General features: G+C 67.7%; 21 protein-coding genes and 1 tRNA gene. 15 read left to right on the top strand and 7 right to left on the bottom strand.

Features of this window, described 5'->3' with window-relative positions; translation table 11 throughout:
* Positions 1-39 precede the first annotated feature (39 nt).
* Together metG and lptC are read left to right on the top strand one after the other, a co-directional pair.
* Complete coding sequence (gene metG, locus KUG41_RS08230) at positions 40-1,650, top strand: methionine--tRNA ligase (protein WP_216902983.1); 1,611 nt, start codon at positions 40-42, stop codon at positions 1,648-1,650.
* Entirely contained in the window at positions 1,647-2,777 is a 1,131-nt protein-coding gene (lptC, locus tag KUG41_RS08225) for an LPS export ABC transporter periplasmic protein LptC (protein ID WP_216902981.1), read from the top strand. Before metG ends, lptC begins: the two co-directional genes overlap by 4 nt.
* On the opposite strand, the gene KUG41_RS08220 is transcribed toward lptC, so the two are convergent.
* Positions 2,695-3,378 carry a cofactor assembly of complex C subunit B gene (locus KUG41_RS08220; protein ID WP_254216973.1) on the bottom strand — a complete coding sequence of 228 codons (684 nt, stop codon included), beginning with the start codon at positions 3,376-3,378 and terminating at the stop codon, positions 2,695-2,697. The two genes, lptC and KUG41_RS08220, sit on opposite strands and share 83 nt — an antisense overlap.
* Positions 3,379-3,471: 93 nt before the next feature.
* Between KUG41_RS08220 and psb32 the strand changes: the two genes are divergently transcribed.
* From psb32 to KUG41_RS08190, 6 genes are all read left to right on the top strand, one after another.
* Positions 3,472-4,200, top strand: a complete 729-nt coding sequence (gene psb32, locus KUG41_RS08215) for a photosystem II repair protein Psb32 (protein WP_371734080.1) — start codon at positions 3,472-3,474, stop codon at positions 4,198-4,200.
* Between the two features lie 21 nt (positions 4,201-4,221).
* Positions 4,222-5,367: a proton extrusion protein PcxA gene (pxcA, locus tag KUG41_RS08210; protein WP_216902977.1), complete on the top strand. Its 1,146-nt coding sequence runs from the start codon at positions 4,222-4,224 to the stop codon at positions 5,365-5,367.
* Positions 5,357-5,941, top strand: a complete 585-nt coding sequence (locus KUG41_RS08205) for a bifunctional adenosylcobinamide kinase/adenosylcobinamide-phosphate guanylyltransferase (RefSeq protein ID WP_216902975.1) — start codon at positions 5,357-5,359, stop codon at positions 5,939-5,941. The genes pxcA and KUG41_RS08205 overlap by 11 nt, the downstream gene beginning before the upstream one ends.
* A gap of 12 nt (positions 5,942-5,953) precedes the next feature.
* Positions 5,954-6,445: a tRNA (cytidine(34)-2'-O)-methyltransferase gene (locus tag KUG41_RS08200; protein WP_216902973.1), complete on the top strand. Its 492-nt coding sequence runs from the start codon at positions 5,954-5,956 to the stop codon at positions 6,443-6,445.
* A 154-nt stretch (positions 6,446-6,599) separates the two neighbouring features.
* Complete coding sequence (locus KUG41_RS08195; RefSeq protein WP_371734079.1) at positions 6,600-7,607, top strand: LysM peptidoglycan-binding domain-containing M23 family metallopeptidase; 1,008 nt, start codon at positions 6,600-6,602, stop codon at positions 7,605-7,607.
* A gap of 47 nt (positions 7,608-7,654) precedes the next feature.
* Positions 7,655-7,728, top strand: a tRNA-Met gene (locus KUG41_RS08190).
* 172 nt (positions 7,729-7,900) lie between these two features.
* Here KUG41_RS08190 and KUG41_RS08185 read toward each other — a convergent pair.
* A complete protein-coding gene (locus tag KUG41_RS08185) occupies positions 7,901-8,248 on the bottom strand; it encodes a hypothetical protein (RefSeq protein ID WP_216902969.1) in 348 nt (115 codons plus the stop codon).
* Between the two features lie 121 nt (positions 8,249-8,369).
* On the opposite strand from KUG41_RS08185, the gene KUG41_RS08180 reads away from it, so the two are divergent.
* The gene (locus tag KUG41_RS08180; RefSeq protein WP_216902967.1) at positions 8,370-8,969 is read left to right on the top strand and encodes a peroxiredoxin; all 600 of its coding nucleotides are present in this window, start codon (positions 8,370-8,372) and stop codon (positions 8,967-8,969) included.
* 22 nt (positions 8,970-8,991) lie between these two features.
* Here the strand turns inward: KUG41_RS08180 and purQ are convergent, their stop codons facing one another.
* The gene (gene purQ / locus KUG41_RS08175) at positions 8,992-9,645 is read right to left on the bottom strand and encodes a phosphoribosylformylglycinamidine synthase subunit PurQ (protein WP_216902965.1); all 654 of its coding nucleotides are present in this window, start codon (positions 9,643-9,645) and stop codon (positions 8,992-8,994) included.
* A 13-nt stretch (positions 9,646-9,658) separates the two neighbouring features.
* Entirely contained in the window at positions 9,659-9,916 is a 258-nt protein-coding gene (gene purS, locus KUG41_RS08170; protein WP_216902963.1) for a phosphoribosylformylglycinamidine synthase subunit PurS, read from the bottom strand.
* Positions 9,917-10,073: 157 nt separating this feature from the next.
* On the opposite strand from purS, the gene KUG41_RS08165 reads away from it, so the two are divergent.
* Positions 10,074-10,373 (top strand): hypothetical protein, encoded by a 300-nt coding sequence (locus tag KUG41_RS08165; RefSeq protein WP_216902961.1) that lies wholly within the window; start codon positions 10,074-10,076, stop codon positions 10,371-10,373.
* 19 nt (positions 10,374-10,392) lie between these two features.
* Here KUG41_RS08165 and cobW read toward each other — a convergent pair whose 3' ends face one another.
* Both cobW and KUG41_RS08155 read right to left on the bottom strand, forming a co-directional pair.
* Positions 10,393-11,478 carry a cobalamin biosynthesis protein CobW gene (gene cobW / locus KUG41_RS08160; RefSeq protein ID WP_216902959.1) on the bottom strand — a complete coding sequence of 362 codons (1,086 nt, stop codon included), beginning with the start codon at positions 11,476-11,478 and terminating at the stop codon, positions 10,393-10,395.
* A gap of 54 nt (positions 11,479-11,532) precedes the next feature.
* Entirely contained in the window at positions 11,533-12,009 is a 477-nt protein-coding gene (locus KUG41_RS08155; RefSeq protein ID WP_216903107.1) for a pentapeptide repeat-containing protein, read from the bottom strand.
* 191 nt (positions 12,010-12,200) lie between these two features.
* Here KUG41_RS08155 and upp point away from each other — a divergent pair, with 191 nt between their 5' ends.
* The 4 genes from upp to KUG41_RS08135 all read left to right on the top strand — a co-directional run bounded on the left by upp (position 12,201) and on the right by KUG41_RS08135 (position 15,330).
* Positions 12,201-12,866: a uracil phosphoribosyltransferase gene (gene upp, locus KUG41_RS08150; RefSeq protein ID WP_216902957.1), complete on the top strand. Its 666-nt coding sequence runs from the start codon at positions 12,201-12,203 to the stop codon at positions 12,864-12,866.
* A 45-nt stretch (positions 12,867-12,911) separates the two neighbouring features.
* The gene (locus KUG41_RS08145; protein WP_216902955.1) at positions 12,912-13,199 is read left to right on the top strand and encodes a hypothetical protein; all 288 of its coding nucleotides are present in this window, start codon (positions 12,912-12,914) and stop codon (positions 13,197-13,199) included.
* 45 nt (positions 13,200-13,244) lie between these two features.
* Complete coding sequence (gene ilvD, locus KUG41_RS08140; RefSeq protein ID WP_216902953.1) at positions 13,245-14,921, top strand: dihydroxy-acid dehydratase; 1,677 nt, start codon at positions 13,245-13,247, stop codon at positions 14,919-14,921.
* A gap of 214 nt (positions 14,922-15,135) precedes the next feature.
* Positions 15,136-15,330: a hypothetical protein gene (locus KUG41_RS08135; RefSeq protein ID WP_216902951.1), complete on the top strand. Its 195-nt coding sequence runs from the start codon at positions 15,136-15,138 to the stop codon at positions 15,328-15,330.
* Positions 15,331-15,374: 44 nt separating this feature from the next.
* Here KUG41_RS08135 and KUG41_RS08130 read toward each other — a convergent pair whose 3' ends face one another.
* Positions 15,375-16,352, bottom strand: coding sequence for a helix-turn-helix domain-containing protein (locus tag KUG41_RS08130; protein WP_216902949.1), 978 nt, complete (start codon positions 16,350-16,352; stop codon positions 15,375-15,377).
* 490 nt (positions 16,353-16,842) lie between these two features.
* Between KUG41_RS08130 and KUG41_RS08125 the strand changes: the two genes are divergently transcribed.
* A complete protein-coding gene (locus tag KUG41_RS08125) occupies positions 16,843-20,187 on the top strand; it encodes a chemotaxis protein CheB (RefSeq protein WP_254216970.1) in 3,345 nt (1,114 codons plus the stop codon).
* The last annotated feature ends 25 nt before the right edge of the window (positions 20,188-20,212 follow it).

Genomic DNA, 20,212 nt, shown 5'->3' with positions numbered 1-20,212 from the left:
CTTCGCATCGCCGGTGATCCCGGCCGACGTCGATCTCTGATGACCTATACCCTCACCACCCCCCTCTATTACGTCAACGACCGCGCCCACCTGGGCAGCACCTACACCACCCTCGCCTGCGACAGCATCGCCCGCTTCCATCGCCTCCGCGGCGAGCGGGTGACCTTCATCACCGGCTGCGATGAACACGGCCTGAAGATCCAGCGCTCCGCCGAGGCTGCCGGGCTCACCCCCCAGGCCCACTGCGACACCATCAGCGGCGCCTATCGCGACCTGTGGCGCCGCTGGGGCATCAGCAACGACCGCTTCATCCGCACCACCGACCCCCGCCACCGTTCGATCGTCGAGCAGTTCTTCGCCCGGGTGGAAGCCAGCGGCGACGTGATCGAAGGGCGCCAGCGCGGCTGGTACTGCGTGGCCTGCGAAGAGTTCAAGGAGGAGTCGCCGGAAGCCCGGGCCCCCGAGTGCTCCACCCATCTGCGGCCCCTGGAGTGGCGCGACGAACTCAACCTGTTCTTCCGCCTGTCCCGCCACCAGGAAGCGATCGAGCGGCTGGTGGCCTCCGACGGTTTCATCGCCCCCCGCTCCCGCCGCCGCGAGGTGGAGAACTTCGTGGCCGGGGGGCTCAAGGACTTCTCCATCTCCCGGCTCGACCTGCCCTGGGGGATTCCGGTGCCGGGCTACGCGGGTCACACCTTTTATGTGTGGTTCGATGCCCTGCTGGGCTACCTCTCCGCCCTGCTGGGGCCGGAGGATCCCGCCGATCTGAACCTGATCGCCGGGCGCGGCTGGCCGGCCCAGCTGCACGTGATCGGCAAGGACATCCTGCGCTTCCATGCCGTCTACTGGCCGGCCATGCTGCTCTCGGCCGGCCTGGAGCTGCCGGAGCGGGTCTTCGGCCATGGCTTCCTCACCCGGGAGGGGCAGAAGATGGGCAAATCGCTGGGCAACGTGCTCGACCCCGAGGTGCTGCTGGAGCGCTGCGGCAGTGACGCCGTGCGCTGGTATCTGCTGCGGGACATCCCCTTCGGTGAGGACGGCGATTTCCAGCAGCAGCGCTTCACCGATCTGGTCAACAACGATCTGGCCAACACCATCGGCAACCTGCTCAACCGCACCTCCTCCATGGCCCGCCGCTGGTTCGAGGGGGCGGTGCCTCCGGCCGGGGACGCTGCCGCCGCCGACCATCCCCTGGCCCTGCACTGCATCGCCTGCGGCGAGGAGGTGGACAGGGGCCTGGAGCGGCTGGATTTTCGCAGCGCTGCGGCGGCAATCCTGCAGCTGGCGGAAGCCGCCAACGGTTTTCTCAACGACCGGGCTCCCTGGAAGGCGATCAAGAACGAGGAGAGCCGCCCGGCCGTGGCCGCCGATCTCTATGCCGTGCTGGAAACAAGCCGCTGGGTGGCCCTGCTGCTCGCCCCCCTGCTGCCGGATCTCTCCGCCCGCATGCTGGAGCAACTGGATCAGCCCCCGCTCTGCGCCGAAGCCTCCGGTACGGGCAGCGGAGATGGGAACGGCTTTGGGATGGAACCGGCACCGGCTGCATCCGCCTGGACGCTCGCCCTCCGGTGGGGGAAGCTGGCCTGCGGCCATCCCCTGCCTGAGCCCACGCCCGTGATGCAACGACTGGAACTGGATTCCCCCCTTTGACCCGATCCCCACTGGCACGGCCCTGGCACCTGGCGGTTCTGCTGCTTCTGCTGAGCGGATGTGGTCGGAGCCAGGCGCCACGGGAGGACGCCGCCACTCCCTTCGTTTTCCGTTCCCTCGATCTGCGCCAGCAGGATGTGCTGGGGCGTCCCACCTGGGAGCTGACCAGTCCGGAGGCCCGCTACGACCTGCGCCGGCGCGTGGCACGGGCCCTTCAGCCCCGTGGAATCATCTACAGGGCCGGCAAGCCGGCCTATCGGGTGGAGGCCACCACGGGAACGGTGATTGACGATGGCGCCGTGATCCTGCTGGAGGGCAGGATCCGCCTGCAGCGTCTTGGCGGTGAGCCTGTGATGATCCAGGCTTCCCGGGTGCGCTGGTTGCCTGGGCGGAACCTGATGGAGATCGACCGTCAACCGGAGGGCTTCGATCCCCACACCCGTCTGACGGCACAGCGGGCCACGTTCCGGATCGACAAGGACACCCTGGAGCTTCAGGGGCGGCCCCGCCTGCAGCGCTGGTCGAAGGCTTTCGATCCCTTCCTGGCGAATCCTGCCGGCGCCCCCCAGATCGTGGTCAGCGTCAGCGCTGTTATGTGGAAGCCGGGCAGCGGTGCCCTCACTGCCAAGGGGCCGGTCCTGGGCGAACGCCGCCCGCCCGGTTCGCCTGCAGACCGGGCGCCCCAGGTCCTCACCGCCACGGCCCTGAGCGGCAACACCCTCAAGCAGCAGTTCAACCTGGCGCCTCCGGTGCTGTTCAGGGATCCTGCGCAGAGCGGGGGGTTCAGCGCCCGGGGCCAGGCGCTCCAGGTGGATGCCGCCAAGAAGCTGGTGCGCATCCCTGTGGGCTGCCTGATCCAGCAGGGGGGCGCCACCCTCCAGGCCGACAGTTGCTCCTGGAACTGGGAGACCCAGGCCATCACCGCCGACGGCTCGGTGCTGCTGCAGCGGCCGGAAAGTCGACAGGTCACCCGCGGCACCCGGCTGCGGGGTCGGCTGGGGGAGAAGGGTGAGGTGGTGATCAGCAAGCCCGGCGGACGGGTGTTCAGCCAGTTCCAGGTGCCCCCGGCGAAGAGGGCTCCGCGGCCGGCTCCCCCCCGCCCGAAACCCGAGCCAATTCGCCTGTGAGCCGCCGGGCCCAGCCTTCCACCCAGACCAGATCGCTGCGGCTGAAGCACCGTGGCGACCAGCCACCCAGCACCAGCACGCCTTCCTCGCCGAGGGGCTGCACCACCACGGCCGGCAGACCACCGGGCAGGGCCGCAAACTCCTCCCGGCCCGGATAGAGCTTCAGATCCACCAGGGAGATGGCTTTCCCCTTCACCATGCTGCGCTGACAGATCGCCCCCGGGCGGAAATCGCCGGAGCCCAGCACACCTCTCTCCAGCAGCGTCCTGCCGCGCCAGTGGAGCAGCACCACCGCCGCCGGCGTCGCCGTCAGCAGCATGGTGCTGCCCCAGCCCAGTTCCTCGCCCAGGGCGGCGTCCAGATCTGGGGCCAGACGCAGCCCCTCGATTCCTTCCAGGGTCACCCGCTCCGGTGCCAGGGGCTCGACCCGCTGCCAGAGCAGGGCCACCAGCAGCAGCAGCACCGCCAGGATGCTGCCCAGCACCGAAGCCCTCTCCAGGGGGGGGTCCAGGCTGGCGGCGGTCATCTGATTGATCACCACCAGGACAAGACCCGCCAGGCCGCAGGCCAGCACCACGCGGGCGGCGGGGGGCATCGCCATGGTGGGAGCTCATGAACCGAAGATCCGTTCAGGATGCCGGAACGGAGCTCCAACGGCAGACTGGTGGCCTCTCGCACCATGCCCGTGGCTTCAGTGACGCGTCCGGTTGCCGCTGCGCTCCCCGTCCCGTCCCTGCGGGTGCACCTGCGGCGCTCCCTCCTGTCCCTGGCGCTGGCCATCGGCCTGGTGCTGGCGGGGCCGATCGCCGCCGTCCGCGCGGTCTCCGTGGCCGATCTGCCGCCCCGTCCCCCGGTCGAGCACGTGATCGACGACGCCCACGTGCTCAGCCGTGCCGGCAACGGGGAAATCGAGCGACAGCTGGAGAGCTTCTCCCCTGAGCGGGTGGATGCCCGCCTGATCACCCTCTCCCGGCTCGACTACGGCCTCGACCTGGCGACTCTCGGATACCAGCTCGTCGATCGCTGGTCGGCCGATCCTCCGGCGGGCAGCACCCCGGATCCGCTGCTGCTGCTGCTGATCGACACCCAGACCCGTTCCACCGCGATCGTGGCCCAGGCGCCGCTGGACCGCCAGCTGCCCCTCGAGCTGCTCGACAGCACCGCTTCCACCACCATGGCCCAGCCGCTGCGCAGCGGCGACCGCTACCGCCAGGCCGGTGTGGATGCCCTGCAGCGTCTTGCCACCGTGCTCCAGGGTGGTGAAGATCCGGGTGAACCGGTGGTCGAGGAAGCCGTGGCTGTCGTCAGCAACATCCCCACCCGGGAGGAGACCTCCCAGAGCAATGCCTTCACCTGGGTGGTGGTTCTGCTGGTGGTGGGCTCCGTGGTGCCGATGCTCACCTGGTGGGTCTTCTCCCGCTGATCACCCGATCCTCTCCACCCCATGGGACTGACTGACTGGATGGGTACCTTCGGGCGGGCCCGATCGCTCGACCTGAGTTCCGATCTCGAACGCGGCTACGAAGCCGCCCTGCTCATCCAGAGCATCGAGATGGAGCACTACAACGACCGGCCGGTGCGTCCGGAGCTGGAGCTGCGGATCCCGCGCGCGGTGCAGGCCCAGGTGCTGCGCCGTTTCCGGGCGGCCCTGCAGGTCTGTCGGCAGGCCCAGGAGGTCCTGGCCCCCTACCGCCAGGAACTCTCCGGCCAGGAACTGCGCCAGTACCAGCTGATCGACCTGGTCAGCGGCCGCTATTCGGGGACGCGGGAGGAGCTGCCGGCCCTCAGCCGGTCGCCGGAGATGCTGCCCCGCAGCCTGGTGAGCGTGGTCGACCAGGTGCGCCGCCAGCTCGACCCCGAGGCGGAGGCGAGCGTGGTGGCCGGCTTCCGTCGGCGCCGCGACTCCACCCTGGTGTCTCTGCGAATCCTGCTGCTGCTGATCCTGGTGCCGGTGCTGGTCCAGCAGGTCAGCCGCACCTATGTGGTCTCCCCCCTGGTCGATCGCTTCGCCCCCGACAACGCCTTCCTCACCTACCCCCGACCCCAGCTGGAGGAGAAGGCCGTCGAGAAGCTGCGCGTCTACCAGGCGGAGATCGAGTTCGATGCCCTGCTGGAGGGCAAGCCCATGCCGAGCCGGGAGGATCTGCAGTCCGAGCTGGCCAAGCGGGCCCAGATCCTCAAGGAGGAGGCCGATCAGGAGAGCACCCATGCGGTCAAGAACGTGCTGGCCGACGTCTGCGGCTTCATCGGCTTCGTCGCGGTCGGTCTCGGCGGCCGGCGGGATATCCAGGTGCTGCGTGGCTTCATCGATGAGCTCGTCTACGGGCTCAGCGACAGCGCCAAGGCCTTCGCGATCATCCTGTTCACCGACATCTTCGTGGGTTTCCACAGCCCGGAGGGCTGGACCGTGCTGCTCGGCGGCGTGGCCGACCATCTGGGACTTCCCGCCCAGGAGAATTTCGTGATGCTGTTCATCGCCACCTTCCCGGTGGTGCTGGCCACAATCTTCAAGTACTGGATCTTCCGCTACCTCAACCGCGTCTCCCCGTCCTCTGTGGCCACCCTGCGCAACATGAACGGTGGCGGTTGAGGCCGGGTTCGGAGTCCGGCCCGACCCGGCCCCACGGCTCACTCTGGTCAGCGGTCCATCCAGGGGGGGCAAGAGTCGCTGGGCCGAGCATCTTGCTGTGCTCAGCGGCCTGACCGTGATCTACCTGGCCACAGGGCCGCTGCTGCCTGACGACCATGCCTGGCAGGAGCGACTGCGCCGCCACCGCGAGCGCCGCCCCTACGAGTGGACCTGCCGCGAGGTCGGCGGGGCGCTTGCCGCGGGGCTCGGATCCCTGCAGGAGGGTCAGCTGGGGCTGGTGGATTCCCTCGGTACCTGGGTGGCGGCCCATCTCGACCGGGAGCAGGCGGAGTGGCAGCGCTGCTGCCAGGAGCTGAGCGAGGCCATCACCGCCTGTCGGGCCCCTCTGGTGATCGTCTGTGAGGAGACCGGCTGGGGTGTGGTGCCACCGACGGCGGCGGGATCCAGCTTCCGCGATCGGCTCGGAGCGCTGCAGGAGCACCTTCAGCACCACAGCGATGCGGCCTGGCTCGTCCTGCAGGGGCGGGCCCTCGATCTGCAGGCCCTGGGCGTGCCCGTACCTCCCGCCGCCTGAGACCGGTTCCGGATGCCCCGCGTCGTTCTCTACCAGCCCCAGATTCCGCCTAACACGGGCAACGTGGCACGCACCTGTGCCGCCACCGGAACCGAACTGCACCTGATCGAGCCCCTCGGCTTCACGATCAGCGATCGCCATCTGCGCCGCGCCGGCCTCGACTACTGGCCGTTCGTCTCCCTTGTGTGCCATGGCGACCTGGAGGCGTTCCAGCAGCACCGTCGACGTCAGGGGGGCCGCCTGGTGGCCCTCAGCAGCCGGGCCGATGCTGCCTACACGGATTTCGACTTCCTTGCCGATGACTGGCTGCTCTTCGGCCGGGAGACGGACGGATTACCGACCGCTCTGCAGGCGACGGCCGACGCCCGTCTGGGCATCCCGATGGCCCGCTCCGCCCGCGACGCTGCGGGGGGCGTGCGCAGCCTCAATCTCTCGGTCTCCGTTGGCATCGTGCTGTTCGAAGCCCTGCGTCAGCTCGGGGCCCACGCAGGCGTCCGGGATTGAGATCCGGCGGATTTCCCCGCGGCACTTCGGTGGGGAGCTGCGAGCGGAAGCTTGCCGCCAGAGGTTCGTGGCGCTACTCTCTGCCCGACCTGCAGATGTTGGCTTCTCTGCCGGTTCTTGTCCGATAGGTGTGAAATGCATGAAGCCTTTCCGATTGGTTCTTCCTTTTCTGCTCGCCTCACCGGCCGTCGTGCCGCTCGTGGCTGTCCTTGCCAATGACGCCCCCAGCACGGTTTCCACGGAAACCCTGCTGGCCTCCCTGCCGTCTGCCTCCGACAAGCTCTGGGTCAAGGTCAGGCGGCCGGTGTCCATCGAGGAGCTCTCCTCGGCCCTTGATCTCGACGAGAGCCGTCTGGCACGGCTCAACGATGTCGATGAGGACCATCGCTTCAACAGCGGCGAATGGCTCGTCGTTCCCAGCCGCGGCAAGGAGCGTCTCGGACGCATCGCCTCCCTTGACCCCTCCGTCCAACGCCGGACGCCCCCCGTCACCACCCCACCACCGCTGGAGAACGACGGGGTGGTCCGCTTCGGCGACACCGTGCTCAAACTGGCCCAGCGCTACGGCCTGAGCGTGGCTGAACTGGTGCGCCTCAACCCGGGTCTGGAAACGGCCCGGCTGGTGGTGGGCAGCCAGGTCCGGCTGGCCCAGTCCGCCCCCGGTCGTTCCCGGCTCCTGCTGGGCCTCAAGCCCTCGGTGAGCGGCGGCATCAGCTGGCCGGACATCCCCGAATTCGGCGATCCCCAGCCCCCCTTCAAGGGACCCACCACGTCTCCGTCCACCACCTGGATCTGGCCCACCCAGGGGGTCTTCACCTCAGGCTACGGCTGGCGCTGGGGACGCATGCACAAAGGCATCGACGTGGCCAACAACGTGGGCACCCCCGTGATGGCCGCCAAGGAAGGTCAGGTGTCCTTCGCCGGCTGGCATGACGGCGGCTACGGCTATCTGGTCGAGATCTCCCACCCGGACGGCAGCCGCAGCCTCTATGCCCACAACAGCCGGCTCCTGGTCAGCAAGGGCGAGTCGGTCTCCCAGGGTCAGGTGATCAGCCAGATGGGCAGCACCGGCCGCAGCACCGGGCCCCATCTCCACTTTGAGATTCACCCCCCCGGCAAGGGCGCGGTCAACCCCCTGCAGATCCTCCCCCCACGGGCCTGAGTCTCCGGGGGGACCGAAGAAGGTGATCGTTTAGAGTCGCCTTGATTGGCTCGGTAGCTCAGCTGGTTAGAGCGTGGGATTCATAACCCCAAGGTCGGGAGTTCAAGTCTCCCCCGAGCCATTGTTCGCCCATGCCTGGGCTTCCACTCTCATGTGTTTCCCACGGCAAGATTCCTCAGCTCAGGGACAAGAGCTGGATCCACATCCAGTTCAGTAAGACAATCGGATATGCCGCCCGATGCTCAAGAGATGGGAGGCATCCAAGCCGCTTGCTGCCTCACAGGAGGGCGTCTTCAGCGCATCTCGATGGCGTTCAGACGCTCGCGGAAGCTGCGGGCGTTGGCGGCTTCCTGGCTTTCGGCAGCGGCGTCTGGAGAGGCCGCTGAAACGACCACGGGCAACGCCGGGGCGGCGGTGACGGTGGAGGGAGCCTGGAGCGGACGGCGGTTGCGGCCGTAACCGCCGCTACCACGGTTCTGAAGCGCGCGGGTAAGGCTTTTGCTGCGGTTGGCCGCCCCCACCGTCTCCCCATCCTTGGGGCGGATCAGGGGGTTTCCCCTGAGTTCGGAGCGCAGCTGATTGAGCAGGCGGAAATGACCGGTGGTGTTGTATTTGCGCAGAACGGACGGATCCCAACCCATGGTGGCTTTCTTCACTTCTTGAACTCCATCGTAGGGGCCCGTGACACCACGGACCTGGCCATGCTGGGTTCTGCAGTCAGGCCAGCATGGGAATCCGTTTCAGCTTCCGGGGTGTGGCTCCATGACCAGCAGCGGCAGACTCGTCGGCCTCGAGGCCCCCGATTTCCGCGCCACCGCCGTGGTGGACCATGCGTTCAGGGAGATCTCCCTGCGCCAGTACCGGGGTCGCTATGTGGTGCTGTTCTTCTATCCCCTGGACTTCACCTTCGTCTGTCCGACCGAGATCACCGCCTTCAGCGATCGGCACGGGGACTTCGCCCGGCTCGGCACCGACATCCTGGCGGTGTCGGTCGACAGCCCGTTCAGCCACCTGGCCTGGGTGCAGACCGAGCGCCGCAGCGGCGGGCTCGGTGACATCGCCTTCCCCCTGGTGTCGGACCTCACCAAGCAGATCGCCCGCTCTTTTCATGTGCTCGACGAGGTTGCCGGCACGGCCCTGAGGGGGTTGTTCCTGATCGATCCGGACGGTGTGATCCTGCACAGCACCATCAACGAGCTGGCGGTCGGTCGCAGCGTGGAGGAAACGCTGAGGGTGCTGCAGGCCTTTCAGCATGTGCAGGCCCATCCCGACCAGGTGTGCCCCGCCGGCTGGACTCCTGGAGCCAGGACGATCCAGCCGGATCCCATCGCGAGTCGCGCCTTTTTCGCCGACCGCGACTGAACGGCCTTCCCGGGCAGCCGGCTCAGCCCAGGGCCGCCTCCAGGAGGCGGCGACCGTCCAGACCTCCCGTGGCGGCGTCGCACGCCCGCTCGGGGTGAGGCATGAGACCGAGCACGTTGCCCGCGGGATTGCTCAGCCCGGCCACGTCCCCCATCGACCCGTTCGGATTGGCGGTGTAGCGCAGCACCACGCAGCCCTGGTCCTCCAGGGCGTGGAGCTGCTCGCGGGCCACCTGGTAGCGGCCCTCCCCATGGGCGATGGGCAGGCTGATCCGCTCTCCGGCGCCGTAGCCGCCGAGCCAGCGGCAGCTTCCGGAGTTCACCTCCAGGGAGCTGTTCTGGCAGAGGAAGTGCAGATCGCGGTTGCGGGTGAGGGCCCCCGGCAGCAGCCCCATCTCGGTGAGCACCTGGAAGCCGTTGCAGATGCCGAGCACCGGACCGCCTCGCTCGGCGAAGGTCCGCACGTCCTGGAGCACGGGCGCGAACCGGGCGATGGCGCCGCAGCGCAGGTAGTCCCCGTAACTGAAGCCACCCGGAAGCACGATCGCCTCCAGGCCGGAAAGATCGCGCTCCTCATGCCAGAGGAAGCGCACGGGTATGCCGAGACAGCCCTCCAGGGCCCAGGCCACATCCCGGTCGCAGTTGGAACCGGGAAACACCACGATGCCGACGGTCATGAATCTGCTCCCCTCAACCGGCTTCGACCAGATCCAGCGACCAGTCCTCGATCACGGGATTGGCCAGCAGGCGGTCGCTGAGCAGTTCCAGACGGGCCTGGGCGGTGGCCCGGTCGGGGGCTTCCAGGTCGAGCTCGATGGCCTTGCCGATCCGCAGCCGCTGAACACCCTCGACGCCGAGCCGTGCCGCGGCGGCGCGAGTGGCCTCGCCGGCGGGATCCAGTACGGAGGGCCTCAGGGACACCTGAACACGGGCGTTGAAGATCGGCACCGGAGCCACGCACATTTGTTAAATCTTGGCAGCCCGCCGCGCGGTCAGCACCGGCCGCTGTCCAGCCTGGAGACGGACTTCCGTAGCTCCGGTCACGGTGCCTTTCCTGCAGCGGTCTCACCTTGATCCGCTGGGCCGCCACCTGGCATGCGGAGCCATGGGCCTGGCGATTGCCTGCACCGCCCTTCAGGCCCATCCGATCCCCGGTCTGGTGTCCCTGGAGTGCCGCCTGGCGGACGGTCCCTGGCAGGCCTGCCAGATGCAGGTGGAGCAGCTCGGCGTCCACTGGTATCTGCTGGTGAATGGGCAGCGGATCGAATTCCGCCATGACGGCCGTGGCAGCGTGACGATGCTCAAGCCGAGCGGGGGCTGGCGCCCAGTGAACAGTCGCTGGCTGGAGGACACCAGCCTCTGCTGGGATGGGGTCTGCGCCAGGGGGGACATACCCCTCGACTAACTAGGCGACGGCCAGTGCTTCAGAGCTGATCGAGGGCCTGCCTCAGGGCGCTGCCGGCCCCCACGGTGGCGAGGAGCACCAATTCCAGATCCGGAACGGCTTCCCCCGGGGCCTCGGCTCCTGGACGGGACAGGCCTCCACCCTCCTCATACCAGCAGTCGAGACGGCGGCCGACCCCCTGGATCTGCAGGGGCACCCGCTTGCCGTCCTGCCGCAGCCGCCCCTTGAGCCGCACCACCGGATGGTCGATCAGCAGTTGCTGCAGGGCCGCCTCGAGGCGCGTGCGCTCCCAGGAACCGAAGCGGCGCACCACCAGCGATTCCATGGCCACATGGGCATGGTCGTGATGGTCATGGTCATGGTCGTGGTCGTGGTCGTGGTCGTGGTCGCCGGGATGGGCGTCCTGGCGGCCCGGTCCGTCCAGCACCAGGGCGGGATCGATGCGCCCCCGGGCCATGGGCAACACCATGGTTCCCGGCCGCAGGCCTGCCGCCAGCCGCGCCCGCACCCTTTCGAGCTCCGCCGGCTCGAGCCGATCGGCTCGGCTCACCAGCACCAGATCGGCGGCGCCGAGCTGATCACTGAACAGATCCTCGATGGCGCTGATGTGATCGAGGCTGGGGTCGGCCCGGCGCTGGGCCTCCACCGCTTCCGCATCCCCCACCACATGGCCGGCGGCCAGGGCTTCGCCGTCCACCACCGTGACCACTCCGTGCACACGGGTACGGCTGCGGATCTCCGGCCAGCCGAAGGCCGCCACCAGCGGTTCGGGCAGGGCCAGGCCGCTGGTTTCGACCACGATGCCGTCGAGACGGTCGGCCCGCTCCAGCAGCCGGGTCATGGTGGGCAGGAACTCGTCCTGCACGGTGCAGCAGAGGCAGCCGTTGGCGAGCTCCACGAGCCGGCCATCAAGCTCGTCCTCGGGGCAGAAGCCGCAGGCGGCGATCAGGTCGCCGTCGATGCCCACCTCACCGAACTCGTTGACCAGCACCGCCAGGCGCAGCCCGCTCTCCAGCAGCAGGTGACGCAGCAGGGTCGTCTTGCCGGCCCCCAGGAAGCCTGTCACCACCGTGACCGGCAGTCGCTGGGGGGAGTGGACCGGCATCGGAACAAGCGGAAAAGGGCAGCACCGAACCTAGGGGAGGCGCCCCGCCCCATCTCAACGGCAACCGAGGCTCTCCCGCGTGTCCACACCCGTCAGCGGGTGGCGACCGGAGGCACGGGCACAGAGAGCCTTCTGCTCGGGAAGGTCAAGCACCGCATCACTGAAATCGGCACCCTCAATCTGGGCGTCCCGGAACCTGCTCTGCATGAGCATGGCGTTGCGCAGCTGGGCACCACGCAGATCAGCGCCGTCGAAGCGGGTGGCGAAGGCCACCGCATCCTCCAGATCAGCCCCGCGCAGATCGGCCTGGCGCAGATTGCTGGAATTGAACACCGCCCCGCGCAGATCCGCCTCCCGCAGATCGAAGCCCTCCATGGACGCCTTGAGGAATTCCTGCTGCTGGAGATTGCGGCCCCGCAGGTCGGGATCCAGCTCCTGGAACGAGCGCTGGGCCCGCAGCTCCGGCGCGGTGATCGCCAGCGCCCGATTCACCGGCAGTCCGCCCCAGAGCAGCACCACCCCCAGCAGCATGCCCAGCAGCCCGCTGAGCTGCCGCCGCAGGTCCGGCCTGATCAGGACCCTCGTCCAGGGACTCCCTGTCCCGACAGTGCGGTGGAAGGGGGATCGGAAACTGGGGGCCATGCCACACCGGTACGCTGCCGTTTCAAGCTATGGCAGGCGATCGCCCGCCAGCGTCGTCCTGAGCCCTTCACCAGCCCGTCATGAGCATGTCCCTGCGGGTGGTGGTGCCCCCTCACCCCCTGATCGGCCACTGGCTCACCCTGCTGCGTGATCGCTCCACCCCCTCGCCCCTGTTCGCCACGGCGATGGCGGAACTGGGCCGCTGGCTCACCTACGAGGCACTGCGCGACTGGCTGCCGCACCGGCAGGTGACGGTCGAGACTCCCCTGGGAACCTGCGACGGCCAGGTGGTGGACCCCGAGGTGCCCCTGCTGGTGATCCCGGTGCTGCGCGGTGGCCTCGGCCTGTGGCAGGGGGCCCAGTCGGTGCTCCCCTCGGCCCGGGTGGCCCATGTCGGCCTCGAGGCCGACAGCCCTGGTCACCAGCCCCACTGGTTCCTGGATGATCTGCCTGCCGCCATCGACCCCCGCTGCGGTGTGCTGGTGGTTCTTCCCGCCCTGGCCAGCGGGGCGATCCTGCTGGCCCTGCTGGAGCGCCTCCAGGGTCTCGGGGTGACCGGGCAGCGGCTGCGGGTGATCACCACCCTGGCGGCGGCACCGGGACTGAAGGTCGTCGGCGAACGGCATGGAGATCTCACCCTCTACTGCAGCGGCATCGACGCCGAGATCGATGGCCTGAACAGAATTGTTCCTGGCTTCGGCGACGTGAGCGAACGGCTGTACGGAAGTGCCGCGGCGACTGCTTAGGCTGGTTGCCATCCATTCAGGGGCTCCCCCCTCGCGTGCAGGCTCATGGCTGATTCCAGGGAGGGTTCGTCCAGCGGCGGCAGCCTGGTTCTGCTGGCGGGCGCTGCCGGGGCTGTGCTGGGGGCCGCAGGACTGGCGGTCTGGTTGCTGCGTCGCGCCGAACGCCACCGTCTCGGCCTGCGCCAGCTGCGCATGTTGCGGGTCTCCCGCCTGGTCGATGGGCAGGTGGATGTCCCGGTGGGCAGCGAGCAGCTGCACGACCGTGTCCAGCAGCTCAACCGGGCGATCGATGAGGTGCGCCGGCAGCTCGAGCAGCTTCAGCCCCAGGGCTGATCCGCCCCGCTCGGTAAGTTGCTGGATCGCCATCCAACGCCCGCCATGCTGCGCTCCGCCGCCATCACCCAGGGGCTCCAACGCTCTCCCAACCGGGCCATGCTGCGGGCGGTGGGTTTCGGTGACGGCGACTTCAACAAGCCGATCATCGGCATCGCCAACGGCTACAGCACGATCACGCCCTGCAACATCGGCCTCAACGACCTGGCCCGGCGGGCCGAGCAGGCGGCGCACGTCGCCGGCGCCATGCCCCAGATGTTCGGCACCATCACCGTCAGCGACGGCATCTCGATGGGCACCGAGGGCATGAAGTATTCCCTGGTGTCGCGGGAGGTGATCGCCGACAGCATCGAAACCGCCTGCAATGCCCAGAGCATGGATGGGCTGCTGGCCATCGGCGGCTGCGACAAGAACATGCCCGGCGCCATGCTGGCGATGGCGCGCATGAACATCCCGGCGATCTTCGTGTACGGCGGCACGATCAAACCGGGGCGGCTCGGTCCCTGCGACCTCACGGTGGTGAGTGCCTTCGAGGCGGTGGGTCAGTTCTCCGGCGGCCGCATCGACCAGGAGGAACTGCTGGCGATCGAGAAGAACGCCTGTCCCGGCGCCGGCAGCTGCGGCGGCATGTTCACCGCCAACACGATGAGCTCCGCCTTCGAGGCGATGGGACTCAGCCTGCCGGGCAGCTCCACCATGGCGGCCGAGGATCCCGAGAAGGCCGACAGTGCCGCCCGCTCGGCCGAAGTGCTGGTGGAGGCCATCGCGGCGAACATCCGCCCCCGCGATCTGATCACCCGCGAGGCGATCGAGAATGCCGTGAGTGTGATCATGGCGGTGGGCGGATCCACCAATTCGGTGCTGCACCTGCTGGCCATCGCCCGCACCGCCGAAGTGCCGTTCAGCATCGACGACTTCGAGACCATCCGCCAGCGGGTGCCGGTGATCTGCGACCTCAAGCCCAGCGGCCGCTTCGTGACGGTGGACCTGCACCGGGCCGGCGGCATCCCCCAGGTGATGAAGCTGCTGCTGGATGCCGGCCTGCTCCACGGGGACTGCGGCACGATCGAGGGCCGCACCCTGAAGGAGGTGCTGGCGGATGTGCCTTCCGAGCCCCCCGCCGGCCAGGAGGTGATCCGCCCCCTCTCCAACCCCCTCTATGCCAAGGGGCACCTGGCGATCCTCAAGGGCAACCTGGCCGAGGAAGGGGCCGTGGCCAAGATCAGCGGTGTCAAGACACCGGTGATCACCGGTCCGGCCAGGGTGTTCGACAGTGAGGAGACGGCCCTGGCGGCGATCCTGGCCGGATCCGTGGGCGCCGGTGATGTGGTGGTGGTGCGCTACGAAGGGCCGGTGGGTGGGCCCGGCATGCGGGAGATGCTCTCCCCCACGGCCGCCATCGTCGGCCAGGGCCTGGGCGAGTCGGTGGCGTTGATCACCGACGGCCGTTTCAGTGGTGGCTCCTACGGGATGGTGGTGGGTCATGTGGCCCCGGAAGCCGCCGTCGGCGGCACCATCGCCCTGGTCGAGGAGGGCGACAGCATCACCGTCGATGCCCGCCAGCTGCTGATCCAGCTCAATGTGGAGGAGGCCGAACTCCAGCGTCGGCGCGCCGCCTGGGTGGCCCCCCTGCCGCGTTACCGCACCGGCGTGCTCGGCAAGTACGCCCGCCTGGTGAGCAGCAGCAGCCTGGGGGCGGTGACCGACCAACCCGACCTCTGAGCGAACGTCAAGCCCATCTTCAGAATCGTGCAGCGAGAGCAGAGCGATGCAGACCTGCGCCGGCGCCACCGGCTCCCTGCTGCTGATCACTGCACCTCGAAACGCAGTGCAGACAAGGCACGATGCCGATGCAGCACGGTTGATGCGCAGAAATACGGTATTGGACAGACTGGCGCGATCGGCTTAGAACAAAGACTGAAGCCGACATGAACCCATGCGAAGCCACGCCACCCCGGGGCCCTTCCTGCGGCCCGTTCGCGTCACGATCACCATTCCGTTCAACGCCTATCAGTCCCTGGTGGAGCGGAGCAACAAACAGGGACGGTCGCTCTCCAACCTGGCTGCCTACCTGCTGGAGTCGTCCCTCCAGATGACTGAATCCAGGGAGTCGAAGGAACTACGCCACTGAGGGGGTCGGGAGCGGCTTTCAGGTCACCGCTCGGAGGTGGTTCTTCACTCCTCCGGAGGGGCAATGGACGCAGCCGGCAGGGCACCGAAGATCGATGTCCGGGATTCCCGCAGCAGCTGGGAGGGCTTGACGTGGAAGCGTTGCTGGAAATCCACGCTGAACAGCCCGAGAGAGCGATAGCCGCACTCACGGGAGATGCTTCCGACCGTGTCCGTGGGCCGTGGTTTCTCCAGGTGCTCTCGGGCCTTGTCGAGGCGCTGCTTGCGGATCCACTGGGTGGCGGTGCAACCCATCCGTTCCACGAACGCGTACTGCAGAGCGCGCCGTGAGTAGTGACTCCTTGACTCCAGCAACGTCAGGTTGAGGGGCTCGCCGAGGTTCTGCCTGATGTAATCAATCAGTTCATCGAATGCATCCCGTCCCTGCCGCTGGCGATGCAGCAGGCGATCGAGTGTTTTCTCCTCACGCAGCTCCGGCAACAGCATGGCGGCCAGCAACCGATAGATCTGATCATCCAGCTGCAGTCTCTCCAGGAGCCCGTTCCCATAGCTGGAGAGTTGCCCCGCGGTGGCGATCACCTGGCGCAGGGCCGCCTGAAGAGATGGAGCCGCAGGATCACCCGGCAGGCTCCATCCATGGGCCTGCTCCAGATGCTGATTCCAGCCACCGGGCTTGTGATTCAGGCCTCCCATGCTCATGGCCGTGTGCAGCAGTCGCTCATGGGAGAGGGGAAAGGCCACGGCCGAGGACAGGGAGCTTTCCAGAGAGCAGGTCGTACTGGCCATCAGCAGGCAACTGTCACTTCGGCAACGCCAGGTGCGCGAGCCCTGGCGAACCCGCTGTTCGCCGCCATAGCCGATGAAGACCATGAGCTGCCTCTGTTCGCCGAAACAGAGGCGCATGGGCCTGGCGGTCCATGCGATGGCAGGGATGCTGCCCAGGATGAGACTGTCGCCGTAGAACCACCAGCCCGGATCCCTGTCCAGAGAAATCAGATCAACGAGAGCCAGGCTTTCTCGCATCAGGTCGGCACTGGCCCCCGCATCTTCGATCAGGCGCGGCTTCCGGAGAAGAGGATTCCGGAATCCGGCAGCTTCAGCATGCTGAAAAAGAGGCATGGAGGAGCCGCTGGACATCTGCTTTTCGGCCACCGGTGATGATGGATGCATCACCTGCATAAACCTATGCCTGATGGATGCGGCGGGTCAGATGCCACAACAACGGCCCAATCATTATTGATCAAATACTTAGACTTAGCGGCCATTTTTGCCCTCTCCCTCGTGAGGCTCTGGCCACCATAGGACCATTCAGAGGTGAGTAGAAGCACTCAGGGGGCTGAAGCATCCGTTGGCCCGATCAAGACCAGATCGGCGTTTCTCCCATCCTCACCTGTGAAGCCTTGAGCCTGCTGTCTTCCGGACGGTCATCCTCCCCGGCGCCGGTCTGCGCCGGGTGCCGGGGAACCGATGGCCGGCATCCGCCTAGAGTTGTTTCAATCAGTGGTCTGTGTCCATGGAGCAGGGAGCGTCCAGCGAGGAGCCCTCCCTGCAGGACCCAGATGTGGCGTCGTCGCTCGAGCCCAGCCTGCCTTCGGTGGCCCTGGATCCTCTCCCGCCTGGAGAGCCGACCGCCAGCGAGGGGCCTCGCCATGGGGACCTGGTGCATCTGGTGGGAATCGGGGCTTCGGCCGGGGGCCTCGAAGCCCTGCAGGCGTTCGTGGGCAGCCTGATGCCCGGTGGCAGCGTGGCCTACGTGGTGGCCCAGCATCTGGCCCCCGACCACCGCAGCCTGATCGTCGATCTGCTGGGGCGCACCACCGAGCTGGAGGTTCTCGTCGCGGTCGATGGGGCCGAGTTGCGCCCCGACACAATCGCCGTGGCCCCCCCCAACCACGACATCGCGGTGCAGCAGAACCGGCTGGTGGTGGTCGATCCCGATCCGCGCTTCGGCCCCAGCCCCTGCGTCGATCGCCTGTTCGAGTCGATCGCCGAGCACTGGGCTGAACGGGGGGTGGCCGTGGTGCTCTCGGGAACAGGGTCCGACGGTGCCCGAGGGCTGCGGGCCGTGCGGGCTGCCGGTGGTCTCACCATTGCCCAGTCTCCGGACAGTGCCCGCTTCGACGGCATGCCATCCGCCGCGATCGCCCTCGGTGGTGCCGATCTGGTGCTGGACCCGGCGGCGATCGCCAAGCGCCTCGACGAACTGATGCGTGGTGATGGCGACTGGGTGGGGCGATGCCTGCCGGAGGCCGAGCCCGTGAACCTCTCGAGCGTCATGGGCCAGTTGAAACACATGACCGGCATCGATTTCTCCCAGTACAAGGCCTCCACCCTGCGGCGGCAGCTGCAGCGGCGGATGGCGATCCGGCAGGTGGACAGTGTGGAGGGATACCTCCAGCTGATGGCCACGGATGCCAACGAACCCATCGCCCTGGCGCAGAACCTGCTGGTCACCGTGACCTCCTTCTTCCGCGACCCCGAACCCTTTGCAGCCCTCGGAGACGTGCTGCGGGCCTACGTGGCCCAGCGGCCCCGGAAGGATCGGCTGCGGGTGTGGGTGCCGGGCTGCGCCACCGGCGAAGAGGTGTTCTCCCTGGGGATGCTGATCAGCGAGGTGCTCGACCATCCCCTGGATCTGTCGAACCACCTCAAGATCTTCGGCACCGATCTCGACGAAGAAAGCCTGGCAGTGGCCCGCCGGGCCACCTATTCCGCAGCGGCTGCGATAGCGATTCCGGAGGAGTTGAGGGATCGCTTCGTGGTTCAGCGCAACGGCGACATCGTGATCAGCGAGGCGCTGCGCAACTGCGTTGTGTTCGCCAGGCACAACGTGGGGGAAGACCCGCCGTTCCCCAGGCTCGACCTGATCTCCTGTCGCAACACCCTCATCTATTTCACCCCCCCTCTGCAGGAGCGGGTGCTGAGTCTGTTCCGCTTCGGTCTGCTGCCCGCCGGTCTGCTCTTCCTGGGCCACTCCGAATCGCTCGGCAACCGCACGCCCGGCTTCGGTGTGGCCGATGCCGAACATCGCATCTTCTTCCGCACCGCCGAGCGGCAGCCCCCAAGAAACAGCTCCTTCGCCCTCTCCCAGCAGCGTGCCACCGTCCCGGTCGCACCGGCGGGCCGGTTGTCGATCCTGCGCGAAACCATTCCTGAGCAGCACATCGCCACCCTTGAGGCCCTGGTCCGCAGCACCTGCCCCCCGTGCGTGGTCCTGGATGAAAACCACGAACTCGTCGAGGTGATCGGGGAGGTGCGACCCTTCTGCCGCTTGCCGGAAGGCCGGATCTCCAGCGCCGCCACCACCTTCCTTCTGCCCGAGCTGCAGGCGGAAGCCCGCGCCCTTTTCCTGATGGTCCGGGCGGACGGTCTACCGATCCGAAGCCGCCTGGTGCATCTTCCTGAGTTCGACATCCGCCTGCGCCTGGAGGCCCGCCCCATGCGGGTCGGCGATCGGGTGCTCACCGTGCTGACCTTTCTGCAGGAGAGTTCGGGCAGCGCTGATGTCCCGTCCACGATCAATGCGTTCGATCGCGACGGGGACTTCGATCGGGAGATCTCGCGGCTTGAGAACGAATTGCTCAACAGCCAGGATTCCCTGCGCCGTTCTCTGGCGGATCTGGAGGGGGCCAACGAGGAGCTTGAGGCCTCCGCCGAGGAGCTGCAGGCCTCATCGGAAGAGCTTCAGTCCTCCAACGAGGAGCTGGAATCCTCCAACGAGGAACTCCAGGCCACCAATGAAGAACTGGGCACCCTCAACCAGCAGCTGCGGACCCGGGGCGACGAACTGGTGCAGCTCACCACCGACCTGGAAAACATCCAAACCTCCCTCAACCAGGGCATGGTGATCGTCGACAAGGACCTGCGGGTCACCCGCTTCACCCCACTGGCCGTAAGGGTCTTCGCCCTGGTGGATGGCGACATCGGCCAGCCCCTCCTGGGTGTTCCCACCACCGTGGGACTGCCGGGACTGCGGGCGGCCCTGGGTGAGGTGCTGGCCGGAGCCCCCCGCCGCAGCATCGAGGCCTTCAGCGAGGAGGTGGCCTACATGGCCCAGGTGCTGCCCTATCAGGAACGGGAAGGCCAGCGGCGGGGGGCCATCGTCACCCTCACCGATGTGTCGGAACTGGTGGCGCTGCGCCGGGCCGCCGAGGCCTCGCTCGGGGAGTTCTCCAGCCTCACCGATGCCCTCGACGAAGCCGTCTGGAAGCGGGATTACACCATGCGTCGCCTGCTCTATGCCAGCCGCCGCTTCCTGCCCCTCACAGGCTGGAGCCCTGCTGAACTGTTCGACAAGCCCGAACTTCTCGATGAGGCCATCGATCCGGCAGACCGGGAGCGGGTCTGGGCCAGCCGCGATCTGCGCCAGGGAGGCTGGTCGGTCCAGTATCGGATCACCACCCGCGATGGCCTGCGCCGCTGGGTGCTCGAGACCGGCAAGGTGCTCAACGAGGAGATGGATCGCTATGTGGTCGGCACGCTCTCCGACGTGACCGCCGAGCACCGGGTCGAGGAACACAGCCGGGACCTCGGGCTGCTGCTGGAGACCCTGATCAGCAGCCAGAGTTTCGCCATGGTCGTGCTTGACGCCAGCCAGCGGGTGGTGAAGGTCAACGGCACCCTCTGCCAGCTGATCGGATTCGAGCCGGACAGTCTGGTGGGCTCCCCTGCCTCCCTCTTCTGCGACCTGCCCGAGCTCCTGGCCGGGGGGCAGCCGCTTCGATCAGACGCCCCCGCCAGAGCCACCCTCGCCCTGCGCCATCGGGACGGCAGCACGTTGCAGATGGGGGCCGAACTGTGGAAGCTGCCGTCGTCGATGGTGAGTGGTTCCCTGCTGGTGGTGCTTCCCACGGCCTAGGGGCCCAGAACCCGGCGACGTTGGG

Source organism: Synechococcus sp. CCY 9618, assembly GCF_019038415.1.
GTDB lineage: Bacteria > Cyanobacteriota > Cyanobacteriia > PCC-6307 > Cyanobiaceae > Cyanobium.
This window is presented reverse-complemented; position numbering and strand designations above follow the sequence as displayed.